Raw genomic sequence first — 20,282 nt, forward strand, 5'->3', positions numbered from 1 at the left:
ATCATGTTTTTCAACTTTAGTCAACAAAGTTTTTTTAAAATGCGAAAGTTTATGGCGGCAGTATTCTTCTGCCGCCATACTTCTTGCAATATAAAAATTACCAGTTCATTATTTAACAACAACTTTTACAGTTGTAGTCATTTCGTCTTCCACAATACGAACAATATAGAATCCTTTTCCCATGATTGGGAGTTCTATATTTTCTCCTGAAGTAATAACATTGGAAACTAATTGTCCGTTAATATTATATAGAGCTATCTTAGCAGTATTTTTCATACCAGAAACAAAAATAGCATTATCTGAAGTATACACAATATATGTATTCTCATTCTGATCGACAACTTGTTCAATACCAACGGGGGGAGCAGGAATATATGCTACATTCTTTAATGTAGGATAACTTACTTCTTCGTCAATCGTCCAGATATTTTCAAAATCGAATTTTGCATCATTATAAGGAATTTGTGTCAAGAATTCATTATCCTCCACAGGAGTAGCGTAATGCTCTATCGGACTTTCTACCACACCATCTTCTTTAGTAACATAACCTTGACTTTCCCAATCGTTCTCAGATATTTTACCATCCATCAAGAATCTTTCAGCATCAAAATTAAATACATTTCCTGTAAAGTTTATTATACCACGCGGGTTATTCTTCTGATCGCCTCCATTGGCGCCAATAAATGAGCCTGATGCAACACTTCCCTGCAGATTACCAATTGAAACACAATCTTCAATTGTAACTGTACAATCGGCGTCAACCAAACCGACAAATCCACCAACCCAGCCATAACTGTGAGAAGGATTCAATTTCACACTACCGGCAAAATAACAATTTTTCATTGTTACATTACCTGCAGCAACACCAAAGAAACCTCCGGCTTGGCTATAAGCAAAAACTTCTGCATTTACAAATGAATTAGTAATAGTAACATTACTACAATTACCACCAACAAACCCACCGACATGGTCACGCCCCACAACTTTACCAGTCAAATAACACTGATCAAAAGTTGTTTCTTTAGCAGAACCGGCAAAACCACCTAAATCCGTACTCTTATTACCATTGGCTTGAGAACCACTGAAAGAGAAATTAGAAATCCCCAAATTCTTTATTTTAGCCCCCTTAGTTGCATTAAAGAATCCTTTAGTATTATCATCATTGGTAATAACCACCGGATTTTTAATAGTATGTCCATTACCGTCAAAGCTACCGGTGAAAGGCGATTCTAAAGAACCGAAACCTTCGAATTCAACTCCTGTCATATCAATATCATTCATCAAACAAAAACTTGCGAACAACTTATTGTTGACATCAAGTAAATCTGCAACATTGTTAATAGGAAAAACATGAGATTGCCCAACCATATTAATATCAAAAGCAGTAGTTTCAAACGGTTTCAAACCCGTAATTTCAACCTCTGGAGCTATAGATATAGTAGCTACCGTTTCACCGTCAACCTCTTTCGCACCACTAAAATCTACGATAGTACCGTCAATATAAATATATTCCTCACCTTTTGTAATTTTAAAAATCAACTTCTGCCCACACGTAGATTTAATTCTCTCTAAATTCAAACTTTCAGAAGAACTCCCGTCAGCCAATTGAATTAAAAATGCCGGCTCAGGTATACCATAAATAACAGGAGTCAAAACTTTGGACTGTTGACATTTCAATATCGGATACATATTACCTTCACCACCTTCAATAAAGGTCCATATATTATCAAAGTCCCAGCCTAACGTCTCCTTGTACCATTCAGAAGAAAGTACTTCGTCAGATTCTAATTTTTCACCATTATTACTAGCGTTATCATAAACATCGGAAGGAGCAGAAGATGACAAATCCGTTCCTTTATAAGAAGCATAGTGATCAACATAATTATTGGTTAATGTAGCAGTTGATGTACGACCGTTCTCACCAATACAATATGTAGCTTCACTACAATAAATACCACTGGCAAGACAAACATTATTCTCTACAAATACTTTACCATCCGCATCAACCAAAGAGAAAATACCACCGGCACGTCCTTTCGTTGCCCGAATATTTCCTGAGAAATAACATCTTTCTACCGTACCGTAATTCACAACTCCTACAACGCCACCAGCCTGATATTCTCTCGAATAAACTTTAGCCATAGAGTAACAGTCACTTACCGTAGTTCCGGTTATTACTTTTTCAGCAGAACCTTCTTCTTCTACTTCCATTTTCTCTACCTTACCTACAATTGAACCAATATGGTCACGACCTGCAATATAGGAAGCCTGATCTACAAAACATTCTGAGATATTACAGCCATTTGCATAACCAACAATAGCACCTACATCTTCATTACCATTAAGATAAGCACCTGCAATACCTACTCTTTTTATAGTAGCTCCCGTTGCCTCACCAAACAGACCTACACGCCCCTGTTCTTCGTTTATATAACGTAAATTATGGATTGTATATCCCTGGCCATCTAATGTACCGGTAAAAACATCCATCAATTCCCAATCTTTTGTCAAATAAATATCAGCACCTAACTTAAAATCACCTGCCAAATCATACTTAACACATCTCAAGTCTTCCTCATCCATAATGGTGTAAGCAACACCTTTCACCTCTAACTCATAAGTTTTTGTGCAACCTTTTACATAATTATCACCCTGGTCTACAAAAGTCAAAGTAGTTTTACCATCTTTCAAGAAAGAAACTTTACCCTTACTATCGATTGTGGCAATTTCGGGATTAGAGCTGGTATAAGTAATAGTTCTACCAGAAGCTGGTATGGCTTCTGCATTAAAAGTTTTACCAGGCAAACATCTCTCCGGGAAAGAAGGTATGTAGATATAATTCTCTAATGGAACCTGAACATTAGATAATGATGGATATGTATTTTCTACCATTGTCCATATACCAGCATCAAAGTTAACGTCACCAAGCCAAAATTGTGCAGTTTTCAATTCATCCAAATCAAGATATCCTCCATCATAAGAATCATTTGCATTGTTAGAACGTGCTATTTCTACATTATTTTCATACAATTTCAAACCGCTCCATGAATAACTATTACTGATTGTACTAACAGCATTACTGTCTTCCGCGGGATTATCCGCACCTAAAATAGCATTTGCACCACCAGCATCTCCACTACCAGCCTTTATATAAGAAGATAATGTTACACAATTAGTAATAGTCAAACTATTACCGTCATTAAGAGCTACAATACCTCCAGAACGTCCTTCGGGACACACAGCAACACCACTAAAATAACAACGATCGACTACTGAATTTATACTTGCACCGATAATACCACCCGCTTGATAACTGGAACTAACCACAGCTGCATTGGAATAACAATTCGAAACCTGTGTCATAATATTATCGTCATCATCAACCTTTTTAGTCCCCCCAATAATACCACCAGTGTGATCCCAACCATAAACAAGCCCAGATGTATAGCATTCACTCACTTTAGCACCATATGAATTACCAATAACAGCACCTACATCTTGATGCCCAAAAATTTCCACACCTACTAAACGCAAATTTTTCACTGTTACCTTTGTAGAAGATACATCCTCTATTTTAGCAGTACCAATAAAACCAACTGAATTTTGTTCCGGACGATTGATCTTTAATCCATAAATTGTAAACCCCTTACCATCAATCGTACCCGTAAATGGAGAATCGTTTGTTCCAATAGGTTCCCATTCTTTTGATAAAGTAATATTGTTCTCAAGAACATAATCACCATTCAAATTCTCAGCAATAGCCTTTAAACCATTTTCATCTGTAATCTTAATTTGGCCCCAAACACCAATAGAAGAAAAACAAGCCAGAGCAAACATTGCTGTCTTTGCACATAGTAACTTTGTTTTCATAATAATTAAATTTTAAAATAACGATTAATATTTTATTGCAAAGTTATCGAAGTGCAAACAAATAAACAATATACGAAAAAACTATTAATAAACAAGTGTACATTTATGTCCCTTTTTAGTTCATTCACGTCCCCAGTACTTCTGTTACATTCTTCACACCATGTACCCAATCATCTATATTATATAAAACTTTAGTAACTTCTGAAAGAAATAGATAAGGAGATGGTTATTTCTACATCGAAAGCAACAACAATATCCAAAAGCCATCAGTATATAGATAGAAAATAAAAAAATAAAGGGACACAAAAGGCAATGGGATATATCTGAACAAATAGCTTCTTACCAATCTTGTTACAAGCATTGTTTTGTATTCAAACAATTTAGAATACGATAGTAAGCTACATTTATACCATACAAAGAACAACACTTTTCCATACATATTAAGTATATTATCACTGCACAAAAACTATAAGTGTACTGAATAAGTTGACACTTTATAAATCAAAAAAAGTATGTTAATTAAAAGAAAACCTCACAGAAAGTTTACAGAATTGGAAAGTAAGTCTTATATTCGCGAGTATCTTTCCAGCTCCGACCGTCGCAAAACATTTGAACGATGTAATGGATTAAGTTTAGGTACATTGTCCCGCTGGATGAAAATGTACGAGATAGAAGACCCTAAGATGCAAAAATCCATCATTGATCCACAGCTGATAGACGAAGACTCAGCCGCCCTTATCGCTCAGCTTCCTGCGGAAAATGAAGCGTTACACAAGTCTAACCGTCAACTTCAACGGGATTTGGATACGACAAAGATGCTTCATAAAGCCTGCGAGGTGCTTATTGATCTGACAGAGTAGACCTATCATATACCCGTGCGAAAAAACTCAGATGCCAAGTAATCGACACCTTGTCACAGAGGGGCTCAGTCAACCGTAAATACGGTGATCTGAACAGACTCTGTGGTTACTTCGGCATAACCAGACAAGGTTACTATAAACATGTGGACAGACAGTGTGAAGCTAATGTTTTGAAAACAAGCATTGTTCTGTATTGCAAAGAATTAAGAACTTTAATGCCCCAAGCGGGTATGTGTGAGCTATATGCATGCTGTGTCGTTACTTTAAGGAAAAAATGGTGATAGGACGTGACCAGTGCTATGAGATATTCCGCTCTAATGGTCTGGTCCAACGGAAGAGACGCGTGCGTCCCAAAACGACGAACTCCAATCATAATTATTATGGGAATTATATATATCCTAATTTGCTAAACACGACACCTAAGTTTGTTGCAAGCACAAGCGGAAGTATAATAGTAGGTTATTCGTTCTGTCCTTCATTGACAATGGAAGGCCCGATGAAAGCTTTGGAGTCAGCTTTTCTATTTTACAGAGAGAACGGAATAAATATCAGTGGGTTGATTATATCATTCAGACCTGAAGTTCAATACTGTTCAAACCAATATGTTGATACGTTAAAAGCACAACATATAAACATAAGCATGACACAGTGTGGTGATCCTCTGCATAATGCATTGACCGAACGGGTGAATAATACTATTAAGAACGGATGGCTCTTTGACTGCGGGAAGGAGATTTTAATCAGGTGGAAGAACGCATTAAACAGGCTGTGCACACATATAATAATATCCGGCCACACCAAGCTTTGAAAATGCGCACGCCAATGGAAATTATAAAGGAGGAGAAGGTATGAAAGCACCCCGACTCAGGTTGTGCTCATCGGGACGGGTGGTCCCGCCCTTTGCCGTACGGCCCCGACCGAGGATATTTCTTGACAAATGAGAATATAACAAAAATCAGTTCTATAACATTGGAATAAATAGAATAATTAGTACTATATTTGGATATCCTCCAAATAGGACAACTACAATAGGACTAACAAACAGAAGTGTAAACTTATTCGGTTCTTCTTTAATTTAGTTGAAGAAGAACCACTAAATCCAGTACATATCACACCCGGATGTTTTATCAAATAGAAATGGAAAAACTCTACCTAAATATTCGACATACAACTGCATATACTAATAAATTTAATTTCTACTCAATTATTGAAGAAAATTAGCCAAAATCTCAACACTGTCAACATTAGATATAATGAAAAATTATTCTTCACTTTCTGCCTTCATCCCTTTATATTGTTTCGGAGAAAGTTGATATTTTTTAAAGAATTCGTTATAAAAGTAAGATTTGTTAGTAATACCTATCTTATAAATAATCTCTTTCACTGATAAATTTGTAGTAATAAGTAACTTCGCAGCATAAGAAAGTTTATAATCTTTAACCAGCTCTGTAGGGGAAATTTCTATGATCTTTTTCATTTGACGATATAAATTCCGAGTCGAAGTCTTCATCTGATTTGCAATTAATTCCGGACCAAGTTCCGAATTAGATATATTCTCCTTTATAATATCTAATACATCTTCAATAAACTTCTTATCTTTTTGATGTAAAAGTTTTCCATGTATATATTCAAAAGAACTATCTACAGAATCATAATAATTTTTCATTTCCACTTTATTGGTCAGAAAACGACATACTACAGAAATCAAGACATCGGATGAGAAAGGTTTAGTTATATAGGCATCAACACCCAACTCATATCCTTTTACCTGATCCAAATTATCTGTTTTAGCAGAAAGAGCAATTATTGGAAGACGTTTACAGTATTTATCTTCACGCAACATCCGGATAAAAGAGAATCCGTCAATTTCAGGCATCATTATATCTGTAATTACAAGAGATGGAGTTTGCTTCTTCAAAAGCCCCAAAGCCTCTTTTACACTAAAGGCTTTCAATGTTTGACAATATGGAGACAATAAATCTGCTACTAATTCTACAATATCTTTATTATCATCAACAATTAAAACATGTGGAACCGAAGCTTCCACAACACTATTAATATCTATTTTTGATACTTTCTCCGTATTATCCTCCTCAACCAAATTAACTGATACCTTCACAATCGGCTGTTCATTGGTATTCGGTATCTCATTTTGAACCTGGTTAGGCAAAGTAATAACAAACTCTGTATACTCGTTGACCACACTATTTACCGTTATCTCTCCTTTCAGCATTTTCACAATACTGTAACAAATATATAATCCCAGCCCATTTCTGGCTGTCATTTGATTATTAGCATTTACATCGGTCTCCTCCAAAATACAATTCCGATCAAAAATAGAAGACAGTTTGCTGGGTTCTATGCCTTTTCCTGAATTGCGAACCACAATTTTCAGAATATTATTTTCAACAGTGACCGTTAATTTAACATACCCACCAACCGGAGTGTATTTCAATGCATTAGACAGTAAATTAGAAATTATCTTTCTAAATCCTTTACTATCTGTGTTCCAATATAAATTATCGGGTACAGAAGTAATAAATTCAATACTATTTTGACCAGCCAATACAGAAAAAGAAGTTAATAATTTATCAAAAATCTCAGATAAACAAATATTCTTTAAGACACTAAGATTAATATCAGCCTCTTCAATTTTTCTTACATCCAATATTTCTTGTATCAACTCATTCAAACTAAGTACATTATTATGCAGAACACTCAGATATTTTCGCGTATTCTGATTTATTTCTCCTTTTCGTATTTGATCCACCGCCCCATTTATCAACGTTAAAGGAGTATACAATTCATGAGTTACATTGGCAAAAAAATTCAATTTTGACTCATACATTTTTTCCTTTTGTTCCTCTTTGATTCTTCGCGCCAGTGCCTGTTGTTTTTGTACAAATTTTCTTCGTACATATAGAATGACTAAAACAAGAGATACAACAAACAAAAAACTGTAAATCAAATAAGCCAATGGAGAAAGATACCAAGGCGGTAATACGGTAACCCGAAGAGAATACACCTTATCATCAGCAGAAACAACATCATTTCTATATTTAACTTTCAAAGTGTAATCACCCGGAGGGAGATTAGTAAAGCGAATCTTATTCTCCTTTTTCAATGAAACCCACTGATTATCATAATTATCAAGTAAATAGAAATAATCATAATTATCACCATTTATATAATCCAAAATTGCAAATGTCAGTTGAAACGTATTTTGATCAGATCTCAACTTTAATACCTTATCTGTATTTTCATTATATTCATATAATGTCTGCTTATCTCCAGAACAATCTAACTCTGTAAATAATAAATCTGGTTCATAGGTAGTAATTGTTTGTTCAATCTCCGGCTCGATCCATACAAGTCCGTTTACACCACCAAAAAACAGGCGTCCAGTTAATGGACATTTCCAATAAGCATCATCCGAAAATTCAGAAACACCAATGTGTAATGACCTCACATTAAAAAATGCACCATTCTGAGGATTATATTTGACCAATCCTTTACTAGTACTGAGCCAAATAATACCAAAATTATCTTCCAGAATTCCATGAATCATATCATTCAAGATACCATCCTCACGAGTAAACTGCTTTATTTTATCTTTCGTTTTATCTTCACCTCCCAAAACTTGTATCAATCCAGAACTGGTACCCACGTACAACGTAGAATCTTCGTCAATGTACAAACTAATAACATCTCCAATTGCCATATTCATCAAAATAGAAGAACTCGTGGAATCGTTAATATTAAAACGGTTCACTCCATATCCCCCCCTACTTCCTAAGAATAAAATAGAGTCTCCATTATAAATCATTGAATAAAATTCATCATTAACCCAAACATTATCTCTCAGAAAAGGATAACATTCTTTTCTTTTAATTTCATAAGGATGTTTACTTTTATCAATAGTAACTTTATAAAGCCCTCTGGAAGACAACCATAACGTAGAATCGTTCACTTCACAGAAACTATGAACATTTGCAACAGCCGGAACCAGATTTGAATGATCCTTCACTGGATACATTTTTTTTTCTTTATAAGAATAATAAGAGAGATTTCCATCAGTACCGATCCACAAATCATTTTTATTGAAACGACTTCTTACGAAAGAATATACTGGATTTTCGTGCATATCGACAAAGTGCTGTATATTCTCAACAGGAATTTTGCTGTTCTTAAATAAAGCATAATCTTTAATTCGAATAATTCCATCTCCTTTGGTTCCAATCCAAAGTGTATTCTCTTCATCCGTATAGAAGGCACGGACCGGGCGTTTTGCAACAAACGGCAAATTACTCAACAATATATTACCAAAATTATTCTTTTCACTACAATATAATTCCACTCCCAAACCATCGGTACCAACCCACATCGCCTCTTGAAAACGATCTTTCATCAATCCGAAAATACCCACTGTCATATTTATTAATTCCGGCTTCTTGTCATGAGTAGACGCATCAAACTTTAACAACCCACTATGCATAAAAGCAAGATAGACTTCATTCTGAAAAAGCCGTAGAGACGAAACTAATCCATATTGACTAACCATATCAGATATGTTCCGCAGCAAAATTTTCATTTGCTTAAAGCTGTCATAGACAAACAAGTTATGGTATTTATCAATAAAATAGACCTGTTCATCCTCATAAAAGACCTGTATTATTTCTTCATTATGAAAATTTACCTCCGATATAGACAAGGCATAAGGGATATCTTTTCTCGTAACTTTACAGGTCAATGTAAGATATTGCAAACGGGCATCTTTCAATATAAGACAGATTCTACCCGATTTATCAGCAAACATTGACCTTATTTCACTCAACCGAATCCCCTCGGCAGGTATCTCCCACATTTTCTTTATTGATGAATCATAAAATAAGATATAATTATCTTTATTAATCATCCAACTATTCCCTTTTTTATCAACTGCAATCAGATCTACCCGTTTATATTGCACATAAGTTTCAACAGCCTGTCGTTCTTTCAAAGAAAATTTATTAAGTCCGCGTTGAGTCGATATCCACAAATAACCATCATCAGCACTTTGTATATTATGGATGGTATTACCAGAAAGGGAATTCGGATTATTAATTTCATAACGGAATGTAGTTACCTTCTTGCCATCATACAAATTTAGTCCGTCATAAGTACCAAACCACATGAAGCCATACAAATCCTGATGAATACACAAAATAGCATTATTAGACAGCTGACCATTAAGACTTGCCAAGTCGAGCAATGAAAAAGATGCAAATGCCTGTTTTACAACAAAAAGACTCAACAATAGAATAGTAATCAATACTTTTCTCATAACATTATACTATAACTTCAACTTTCTATTTTATTCATTGCAATCTATATGACAATATTTCACTTTATTCAGCTACGAATTTACTAATAATCATCTTCTTTGTATCTGTAAATATCATTTTTCCATCTTTCATCGCAGAAATTGTATAGAGATAAATTCCTTCGTTAATATCGTGACTATCCCAGATGAATTCCTGTAACCCAGATTTGGAAACCGGATAAACACGGTTATCAATAACTTTCCCAATGCAATCATACACATTCAATACAAGCTCGGATATTCCTTCTGGCACTACACATTGTATCGCAGTCTGTCTAAAAAAAGGATTCGGATAGTTACCTTCAATATGGAAATTATTATTCAAAGAAACTGTATGTTCAATGCCCACTGTACCCACTTCACGACCATACACAGCAAACTCAAGAATACGTATAGTAGACCCTTTCTGTTCACCCTTATCGATCTGTAAGCGAATACGATCGGCTTTAAAAGGAGTTACTGATCGGTGAACCTTATTTATCGTATTTCCTTCCACTCCATCTATATCTATCCAATTGCCATTTTCGTATTTTTGTAAACGGAATGCCGAGGTTATATAATCAGTACTCTCAATTCCTGCATTCATAACAAACCAATGACAGATTTCCACCGTTTTAGCAAAAGAAAATTCCAGCCAAGGAGTAGAATTGTCAGTAACACACCATTTCGTATCTAAATCGTCATCAACAGCCTTATCCGCCCCCTCATTACTACCATTTTGATGAGAAGCTTGAACTGTCTGCGGAACCAATTTCTCACCACATCTGTCTTCTGACAAATCAGTAAACACCGGCAAAGAAGTCACCTCAGATACCGGAATTACATCATCATTCACATTATCAGAAAGAGTAATTGCAAAAATATATAAATCTGTATTAGTTGCTATCATCAAGTCTGTAGCATCATAATTTATCGGAATCGCATACTTGTACATATGCATGAATCCATAAAGATCATTTTTCCCATTTTTAGTATGCCGATGAGTAGCTGTAAAAGCCACATTTTCCTTACAAAATCCTCCTTCCTCGTTATATTCGGTTTCCCATGCTCCAATTGTTTCAGCCCAATATGGAACATGAAATGAATAAGACTTCCCTCCTACGGTAAATTTAGCAATAGTTCCTTCTTTCTTACTACTCGCAGCCAACACATACATTTTCTTTGCATTTTGCATAGCCGGCAAAGCAATTGAGATTTTACTATCTCTACATAAAAAAGCATTTCTTTGTTTAGCTTCACGATTTCCAATCTTAAACTCAACACCCCCCGAAAACAAATTGTCAGAAAGCAATTCTGCAGGATAAGCATAATCAATACCAGTCGACATATCATTTCTACTATTATCATAGCTCATTACATCACGATTATAACTCAAATCCACAATACAGGATGAGGGAGGAGTTACTCCAGTTTCTTGTAAAGCCAATTTTAAAGCGAAAGTTTTCGGTTGGAATTTTCCAATATTAAAAGCCAATTTATTATTAGAAAAAGAAGCATTCCCGACTTCTTCTTCAATACCATTAACCTCACGTGCCGACAAAATTGTACTAGGAAACGTAAGTTCTACATTATCTTGATTATTTCCTGTCAATTCATATACACGTACTATGATCTCATCCGATTCTTCTGCTTTCTTTAGTGCTTTTATAGCTACTTTATCGGTATTTAACGAGACAAATCCAAAACTCTTCCCCAAGAGACCTGCATATTTAGGTACTTGGAAAGCTAATATAGGCTGATTAAGACGGGAAGCCTCCCATTGTGTACGTTCATCCCATTTGCCTTCATGACTATAAAAAGAATATGTAAACTTATTTAATCCCAAATCCTGATCTTTTTGATACGAATAATTTCCCGCTACAGCAGGTGTATGAATCAAAGTCAAACGCAATGTATTATCATTTGGTTTATCCCATCCATATTTACAATCATTTAAGATAGAAACTCCATATTCGCCATCAACAGCGGTTAAATCGGCCCATTGATGTCCAGCTACTTCATATAAGTTTTCTTTATTATTTCCACGCTCAATAGCCCCTATAGACAAATCGTAAGTTGCTTTTGAATTTGCACTTTGCAATGGAAAAGCTACCTTTAACAACTTCCCCCTACTTTTCCAATTCACTTCATTAACAAAGTCAATCCGATCACTCACTTCACTATCTGTCAAACGTATATATTGTACAAATTCAGATCCAGCTTTCGTTCGACAGATCTTTAAACTAACTCTCAACGGACCATTCTCTACTATCTCAATTTTCACATTTTCATCCACATAGGAAGGCGTATTATTTAAAGTTTCATAAACTATTTCCCATGCAGGAAAGCTATCCGACCGATCATCAAACAAAAGCATCTGTATAGGCATTCTCAACAAAAGTTTGTCCAGCTTTTTATCTTTAATCTGCCGAACATCTCCTGTCCTTGCATTAAGAGTTACAAGATAACGATCATTTTCAAGAGTAGTTTCAGTAATTTTCAATGAAGAAGATAATTCAGAGGTCTCGTTCAAGCGTATCTCATAAGTGGCATATCCCAATGAGGCTACAGTAGCCTTAAATATAAAAGAAAGTTTGCCCGTAGTACTATCATATCCCGTTATTTGAGACAAAACTTCTTCACCCGCCCCATCTAATATACGTATTTCGGAAGGCTCAGAAGCTACAGTAATCGATGCTTCAACCACATCGGTCCGTTGCACAGAAAGAGGATTGTAAACTACCAAAGGAACGCCTTGTACTTGTGTATCCATCTGACGCACTAATGCCCCAATGGTACCAGTAAGCGTGTTGGCTAAAGTCTGATTCACTAGCACTTCGTCATTGTAAGAAATTGTATAAGCACTCGGGATAGAAGTTCCGGTCAAGTCATCATGGAACTGATGCCACAACAAACGTATCCAGGATTCAGTCAGAATATCCGACGGATATTCTGCGCCTCCCACCCATGCAGCAGCAACCGATGCTTTTTCAGTAGCATCAGCCAACAGTTCGTTTTTACGATTCCAGTATTTCATAATGGTCTGAGAAGTATAACATCCAGTACCATGCGTTTTCATTGGTAATTCATTGTCCCAAACCACATACTTTTCATTACGGTTTTCATCTAAGTATTGAAAGATAGCGTCCGGAGTCCATAAATCGACTTTTACCGGTCCGTCTGAATTTATACTCTGCTGTAACCAATAAGGAGTACGTTCACCTTCTTCACTTTCAGTATCTTTCAATCCGCCTCCTCTATCCCCCATCGGACCAACATATCTAAATACCGATGCCAAGCCATATTTCTGATAATTTTCCTCTGCAAGTCGATTCATATCTTCATCCTTAGACATATCTTTATTATATTGTTTATGTGCATCATAGGCCTCCCCTTTAAAGATAGCATACACTTCAGAACCATCTACGCCTTTCCAAATACCAAACGGTGGCAATGATTTATAATCATAAGCCGATCCCCAAGAAAGTTTCTGTGTATGAAATCCCGTTATTCCACAATGCTTTCCTAAAGTAGGCAGAGAGTATGGAAAACCAAAACAGTCAGGAAGCATAATGTCAGTTCCTCCTTTTCTCCCGAATTCTTTTTTATAATAAGATTGTCCGTACAGGAAATTTCTGATAACAGATTCGGCAGAAGGCACCATTACATCACTTGCATTGATACTTCCTCCACTAATATGCCAACGCCCTTCAGTAATATACTTCTTCACTTTTTCGTATTCCTCCGGATAATATTCTTTCATCCACATATAATGGATAGCCGCCTCAAAATTAAAATGAAAGTCCGGATATTTCTCAAACAAAGGAAAATTCTGAGTCATCGTATTCGGAATATATTCTTCAAGAGTGGTCCGGGCTGTCCAATTCCACTGAGTATCCAAATGAGACGTAGAAATAAAAATACATTTCTTCTCATCAGCCTGTCCCCAAATAGTTGCGCTCATACATAAGGCCAACAACGTTACTGATAGATTTTGTTTAATCATGATATCTTAATTATTTGTTAATCGTGATACTTTGTTGTAAAAATAGTACATACCATAATACCATACAACTAAATGAGTGAATCAAATACTCATTTGGCATATTATGTCCCTTTTTAAAACACACTACCAGTCATAGGCATCGTTATTTTAGCTATTTTTGTAATATTATTAATCATACCTATATGCACATGAAAATACAAATTTATTCCCTCGTTTTAACATTCGTATTATTACTTATTCCACATACAGGAACAGTAAATACCAAACTACCGATCACATTAGAAGCAGCCAATGCTCAATTAAAAGGAAATGGTCCTACCATATCAGAACATGAGAATGGAAAAATAGTAGAAAACATTACATTCGGTTCCTCACTCGAATATACAGAAATCGAAATAGAAAAGGCCGGAACCTATAAATTTGACATCAAATACCTGACAGGAGACACCAACCGCCCAATGTCAATAACTGTAAATAACTACGACCCTGTCATCGTCCAATTTCCACAAACAACCGCTTCGTGGGGAAATCCGGCTGATGCCAATACCGCAACAACCTACCTGCACTTTGATACCGGTAAAAACAACATCAAAATCACTCCGTTAAAAAACTACGGACCAAACTTGGTGCGGTTCATCATCAGCAAATCCGATAAGTACATCGATGAAAATGTATATCCCTACGATTTCACAGATGATGCGACAATAAGTTCGTCCGATGATAATGAAACACTCGAGAATCTAACAGATAATAATTACAATACCTTATATAATGTACCCGAAAAAACATCTGCAACAATTACAATCGATTGTAAACAGCCTGTTTTATTAACAGGATATCTATTATCCGCAGGAAAAACGAGTACCGAAGACGTAGGTAAATGGATATTGGAATATTCGGCAGATGCACTAAACTGGAAAATGGTAATCCCCTCTTCTTCCAAATCGCACGAATATTCTACTATTTTTCAGATAGACCGGAACACTTCGAACGCCGTTACGGAGACTGCACGTTATTATCGCTTGAAAGCAACCGGACACCCAAGTGTCAGCGTTGCCGAACTACAACTGTTCGGAATTCCCTTCACTGAATCCGGAGAAGCATTCGTTGAAGACATGATGGCCGGAATTCCTGTAGAAGAACACACCAGTGCAACACCGGAAGGTGAAAACGGACATAGCTTTCTCAACTTATTCGACCGCAAATTATCTACCAAATATTATGGAAAGTCCGCCAATACCTTCTTTGTCATAACCGAACCCGCACAGCCCCAAGCATTACAATATTACACATTAACTTCCTGTGAAGATGCAATAGACAGAGATCTGAAATCCTGGAATATAGAAGGATACAACGGGTATACTTGGGAAACGATCGATGAAAGACACGATTTCCTGTTTCCCTGCCGATTAGCAACTATGAAGTTCAAAGTAAACAGCACAAAAGGATATCAAGCTTTCCGCCTAAGAATGCAAGAAACAAATGGCAGTTCCAACTTCCAGTTATTGCAATGGCAACTGTTCGGTAAGAATGCTTCTATCAACCAAAAGCCTCAGACTCAATGGAGGAAAAAGAAATCGCCCATAACAACTCCGTGGTATGATACTATCGATCCGGAAAATGTATTAGGAGAATACCCTCGCCCGCAAATGGTACGTGATAACTGGCTCAATTTGAATGGAATTTGGGATTTTAAAGAAAGTATCGGCATGGGAAGATACCGTTCTGCCCAACTTTTCGACAAGAAAGTTTTAGTTCCATTTCCTATTGAATCAGCATTATCCGGCTTAATGCTAACTGACCATGAAGAACGCCCTTACAAAACTTATCTATACAACCGGACATTCACCATTCCTTCCGAAATGAAAGGTAAAAACATTCTTCTCCATTTCGGTGCAGTGGACTGGAAATGTGAAGTTTATGTGAACGGAAAACAAGTAGGCACCCATACAGGAGGATATGACCCGTTCAGCTTTGATATAACCTCAGCTCTAAAAGAAGAAGGAGAGCAAGAATTACAAGTCCAGTTCATGGATCCTACTGATGCCGGAGGACAACCCGTTGGAAAACAAAAAATTCAGAATGGCGGTATCTTCTATACCCCTTCATCGGGAATCTGGCAGACTGTATGGATGGAGGGAGTAAATAATAGTCATATCAGTGAATTAAGTATTATTCCCGATGTGGACAATAGTCTGGTCAAAATAAAAATAAACGGAAACAATGCACTTTCATGTCAAGCCATCATACGCATTTATGATAAAGGTTCTTTAGTCACAGAGAAAATCGGCAAAGTATTTCAAACCATCGAATTGCCGATTGCACAACCTAAATTATGGAGTCCCGATTCTCCTTTCCTTTACGATGTAGAAATAGAATTACGTTCCAACAATCAAACCGTAGATAAAGTAAAAAGCTACTTCGGTATGCGAAAAATATCAATGGGAAGTGAAAACGGAAAAGCCTGTTTCATGCTCAACAACAAACCGATTTTTCAATTCGGTCCTCTGGACCAAGGCTTCTGGCCCGATGGTTTATATACCGCGCCAAGCGATGATGCATTGATTTTCGACATTGAACAGACCAAAGCATTAGGCTTTAACATGTCACGCAAACATATCAAAGTAGAACCGGCACGTTGGTATTATCATTGTGACCGACTGGGGTTATTGGTATGGCAAGACATGGTAAATGCCGGTTCGGATCAAAACTTATTGGGTGATGACGAATGGGTAAAAAAGAATTTCCTGAGTGAATGCGATCACATTGTCAGCAACCTGAAAAATCACCCGTGTATCGTCACCTGGATTGCCTTTAATGAAGGATTCGGACAGTATGCGGATAATAGTAACCATACCCGCAATGCCTATAACCGGATCAAAGCTTTAGATGATACCCGTATCGTCAGTTCTGCCAGTGGTTGGGTGATTTTTGATAACGTAGGACAAGTAGCCGATATGCACAGTTATCCCCGCCCCGGTATGCTTCCCAATCCTACTTCCAACCGGATATCTGTATGTGGAGAATATGGTGGAATCACTTATGTTATAAAAGACCATGTCTGGAAAAACAGTGATATGGTATATGTATCGGTAAATAGCGGTGAAGAATTGAAAGATCTGTTCAATAGCTATACAGATTTGCTGAAGCCTTTGCAAGCCGATGGATTGGGAGGTGCCGTATACACACAGCTCACCGATTTGGAAGGAGAAGTCAATGGCCTGATAACCTATGACCGGAAAGTCGTAAAAGTAAATGAACAACAGAAAGAAGAAATTAAAAAAGTGATTTCACACACAATCAAGTCTTCTGCCATCGAGCTGGTCCCTACAGCATTAAGAGCTAAAAAAGTTCAATGGAAATACACTAACAACACACCAGCCGAGGATTGGAATACTATAACTTTCAATGATACTTCGTGGAATACCGGAGTTAGTGGTTTCGGTGATGGAGGCGCACCTAACACCACTTATGACAATAAATCCACAGTAAATACAGAATGGAAAAGCAACCATATCTATTTAAGAAAGAAATTCAACGTAGCAGAAAAAGACGAGAAACTCCGTAACAATCTACGCCTGACGCTTTATCACGATGACGACTGTGAAGTTTATATCAACGGAGTATTGGCTTTCAGTACAACCGGATACACCAGTAATTACACAACAGTAGATGTCAGTAAGGAAGCCAAAGCAACTTTAAAAGCCGGAGAAAATTTAATTGCTGTAAAATGCACTCAATTCTCGGGTGGCCAATACATCGATGCAGGATTGATCCTGGAGTATCCCGTAAATGAAGACGATGGCGGCACCGGGCTTCTTGCACCCTCTGCCTCCGTAAACGACCTTTATCTGTCTCCAAACCCAACTAAAGGTTATTGTTCAATAGAGGGTACCAATTCGGAACTGATAAATGAAGTAAGAATCTTCAGTCTATCCGGAAAAACAGAAAAAACATTCTCCAACAAGGTATTTAACATAGACGACATGGATAAAGGCATTTACCTGATACAAGCCTATACAAAAGCCGGACAATCGTATTCATTAAAACTAATTAAAGAATAATACCCACATCTCTATATAAGAACATGAAAATAACAAAAAAAATAGCAGTATTCGCCATTCTGGCGGCATCTTTTTGTTGGAGTATGAATGCAAAACCCGTATTACCGGCAATATTTTCCGATAACATGGTCTTACAGCAACAAACTCAGATCCCGATATGGGGGCAGGCAGGCAAAAGAAAAGAGGTAAAGCTCACCGCTTCATGGGATGGAAAAACCTATATCGCCCCTACCGACTCCGAAGGAAATTGGAAAATCGAAATTCAAACACCAAATGCAGGAGGTCCCTATGATATCAGCATTTCAGATGGTAAAGAGATCAAGCTATCCAATGTTATGATTGGAGAAGTATGGATATGCTCCGGGCAATCCAATATGGAAATGCCTATTAAAGGATGGGGAAAAGTAATGAATTTCCAACAAGAAATCAATCAGGCCAATCATCCTGATATCCGTTTATACCAAGTGAAAAAGACCATTAGTCCTATCCCTCTTACAAAAGGAGAAAGCACAATGGGAGGATGGCAAAACTGTTCATCACAAACCGTAGAAAATTTCTCGGCAGTAGCCTATTTCTTTGCCCGTGAATTAAATCAAAAATTAAACGTACCAATAGGAGTTATTGATGTGACCTGGGGAGGAACTCCAGCCGAAAGTTGGACGAGCGGTAAAACACTGGATACCATGTGGGAATTTCACGAACAAATAGCGCTTACCCGAAAAGCAGAAGACAATATGCCGGAAGCCATAGCCATATACAATCGGATGATGAACGAATGGGAAGCACAAGTCAGACAAAAAGACCCGGGATACAACAATGAACACCCCTTATGGGCGGAAGTTGATTACGACACTTCTTCCTGGGGGACCATACAAATTCCAGGATATATAGAAGAACAAATCAATCCCGGTTTTGAAGGATTCATCTGGTTACGTCGCGAAATAGACCTACCGGATGAATGGTTAAAGCAAGATTTGAAAGTAGAACTGAACCAAATTGATGACGATGACATAACCTTTTTCAATGGCCATGAAATAGGTCGTACGTATGGCATAGGTACTGCACGTCACTATGCAATTCCACGTAATCTATTGAAAAAGGGAAAAAACATATTAACCATTCGCTTAGGAGATACCGGAGGAAACAGTGGAATTCCGGGAGATCCCTCCATGCTTTATGTCACAAACGGTAAAGGAAGAATATCTTTGGCAGGAGAATGGCAACAGCAAATCAGTATTTTCAATAAAAACGAAGTACCACAACAACCTCTGTCATTCCAGACATGCCAGTTCTACCCGACAGTACTATACAACGGAATGTTACATCCGCTTATCCCATTCGGAATGAAAGGCGTTATTTGGTATCAAGGAGAAGCCAATGCAGACCGTGCCTACCAATACCGCGACTTGTTTCCTTTAATGATTCGTGACTGGCGTACTAAATGGAACAAAGACTTTCCTTTCTATTTCGTACAATTGGCTAACTTCATGCAACGTTCAGAAAAGCCGGAAGAATCGGCTTGGGCCGAATTACGTGAAGCTCAAACCAGAACTTTAAGCCTGGAAAACACAGGCATGGCTGTTACAATCGACATAGGTGATGCCAATGACATTCACCCCAAAAACAAACAGGAAGTAGGACGTCGGCTTTCATTAATAGCCCTTAACCAAACCTATGGAAAAAATATTAACTATTCCGGACCTATTTATAGTCACATGCAGTTAAGAAACAACGAAATAGAAATATTTTTCAAACACACTAACGGTTCATTGATTGCTCAAGGAGGCGAATTAAAAGGATTTACGATCGCCGGAGCAGACCATATATTCTACCCGGCCGAAGCAAAAATAATCGGTGATAAGGTCATTGTCTCTTCCCCAAAAATCACTTTCCCAATAGCTGTACGCTATGGTTGGGCCAATAATCCGGAATGTACTTTATACAATAAAGCGGGACTTCCCGCCTCTCCTTTCCGCACAGACGACTGGCCGGGAATAACCCAATCTTCCTCTAATCAATAAAATCAAAAGATTTATTGAATACACATAAAAGAACTACGGCCCGAATTCAAAGAATTCGGGCCGTAGTTCTTTTATTAACTTCTTATCAACTCTCATACCACTATCTTCACAGAGCAGAAA

The 20,282-nt window shown here is 37.1% G+C and carries 8 protein-coding genes; 5 read left to right on the forward strand and 3 right to left on the reverse strand.

Annotation, left to right across the window (positions count from 1 at the left end; genetic code table 11):
- Nucleotides 1–108 precede the first annotated feature (108 nt).
- Nucleotides 109–3,870 (reverse strand): Ig-like domain-containing protein, encoded by a 3,762-nt coding sequence (locus tag RB604_RS01325; protein WP_055295354.1) that lies wholly within the window; start codon nucleotides 3,868–3,870, stop codon nucleotides 109–111.
- A 512-nt stretch (nucleotides 3,871–4,382) separates the two neighbouring features.
- Between RB604_RS01325 and RB604_RS01330 the strand changes: the two genes are divergently transcribed.
- The 3 genes from RB604_RS01330 to RB604_RS21385 all read left to right on the forward strand — a co-directional run bounded on the left by RB604_RS01330 (nucleotide 4,383) and on the right by RB604_RS21385 (nucleotide 5,582).
- The gene (locus tag RB604_RS01330) at nucleotides 4,383–4,730 is read left to right on the forward strand and encodes a hypothetical protein (RefSeq protein ID WP_005934212.1); all 348 of its coding nucleotides are present in this window, start codon (nucleotides 4,383–4,385) and stop codon (nucleotides 4,728–4,730) included.
- A gap of 274 nt (nucleotides 4,731–5,004) precedes the next feature.
- Nucleotides 5,005–5,538 carry an integrase core domain-containing protein gene (locus RB604_RS01335; protein WP_165353999.1) on the forward strand — a complete coding sequence of 178 codons (534 nt, stop codon included), beginning with the start codon at nucleotides 5,005–5,007 and terminating at the stop codon, nucleotides 5,536–5,538.
- The gene (locus tag RB604_RS21385; protein ID WP_373133387.1) at nucleotides 5,499–5,582 is read left to right on the forward strand and encodes a hypothetical protein; all 84 of its coding nucleotides are present in this window, start codon (nucleotides 5,499–5,501) and stop codon (nucleotides 5,580–5,582) included. The genes RB604_RS01335 and RB604_RS21385 overlap by 40 nt, the downstream gene beginning before the upstream one ends.
- A gap of 409 nt (nucleotides 5,583–5,991) precedes the next feature.
- On the opposite strand, the gene RB604_RS01340 is transcribed toward RB604_RS21385, so the two are convergent.
- Both RB604_RS01340 and RB604_RS01345 read right to left on the reverse strand, forming a co-directional pair.
- On the reverse strand, nucleotides 5,992–10,053 hold the full coding sequence (locus RB604_RS01340) for a hybrid sensor histidine kinase/response regulator transcription factor (protein WP_055295357.1): 4,062 nt from the start codon (nucleotides 10,051–10,053) through the stop codon (nucleotides 5,992–5,994).
- 64 nt (nucleotides 10,054–10,117) lie between these two features.
- A complete protein-coding gene (locus RB604_RS01345) occupies nucleotides 10,118–14,077 on the reverse strand; it encodes a beta-sandwich domain-containing protein (protein ID WP_005934219.1) in 3,960 nt (1,319 codons plus the stop codon).
- 188 nt (nucleotides 14,078–14,265) lie between these two features.
- On the opposite strand from RB604_RS01345, the gene RB604_RS01350 reads away from it, so the two are divergent.
- Nucleotides 14,266–18,141: a glycosyl hydrolase 2 galactose-binding domain-containing protein gene (locus RB604_RS01350; RefSeq protein ID WP_224206463.1), complete on the forward strand. Its 3,876-nt coding sequence runs from the start codon at nucleotides 14,266–14,268 to the stop codon at nucleotides 18,139–18,141.
- Nucleotides 18,142–18,164: 23 nt separating this feature from the next.
- Complete coding sequence (locus RB604_RS01355; RefSeq protein ID WP_005934225.1) at nucleotides 18,165–20,162, forward strand: sialate O-acetylesterase; 1,998 nt, start codon at nucleotides 18,165–18,167, stop codon at nucleotides 20,160–20,162.
- Nucleotides 20,163–20,282 lie beyond the last annotated feature (120 nt).

The organism is Bacteroides salyersiae (genome assembly GCF_031172035.1).
In the GTDB taxonomy this organism is placed as follows: Bacteria; Bacteroidota; Bacteroidia; order Bacteroidales; family Bacteroidaceae; genus Bacteroides; species Bacteroides salyersiae.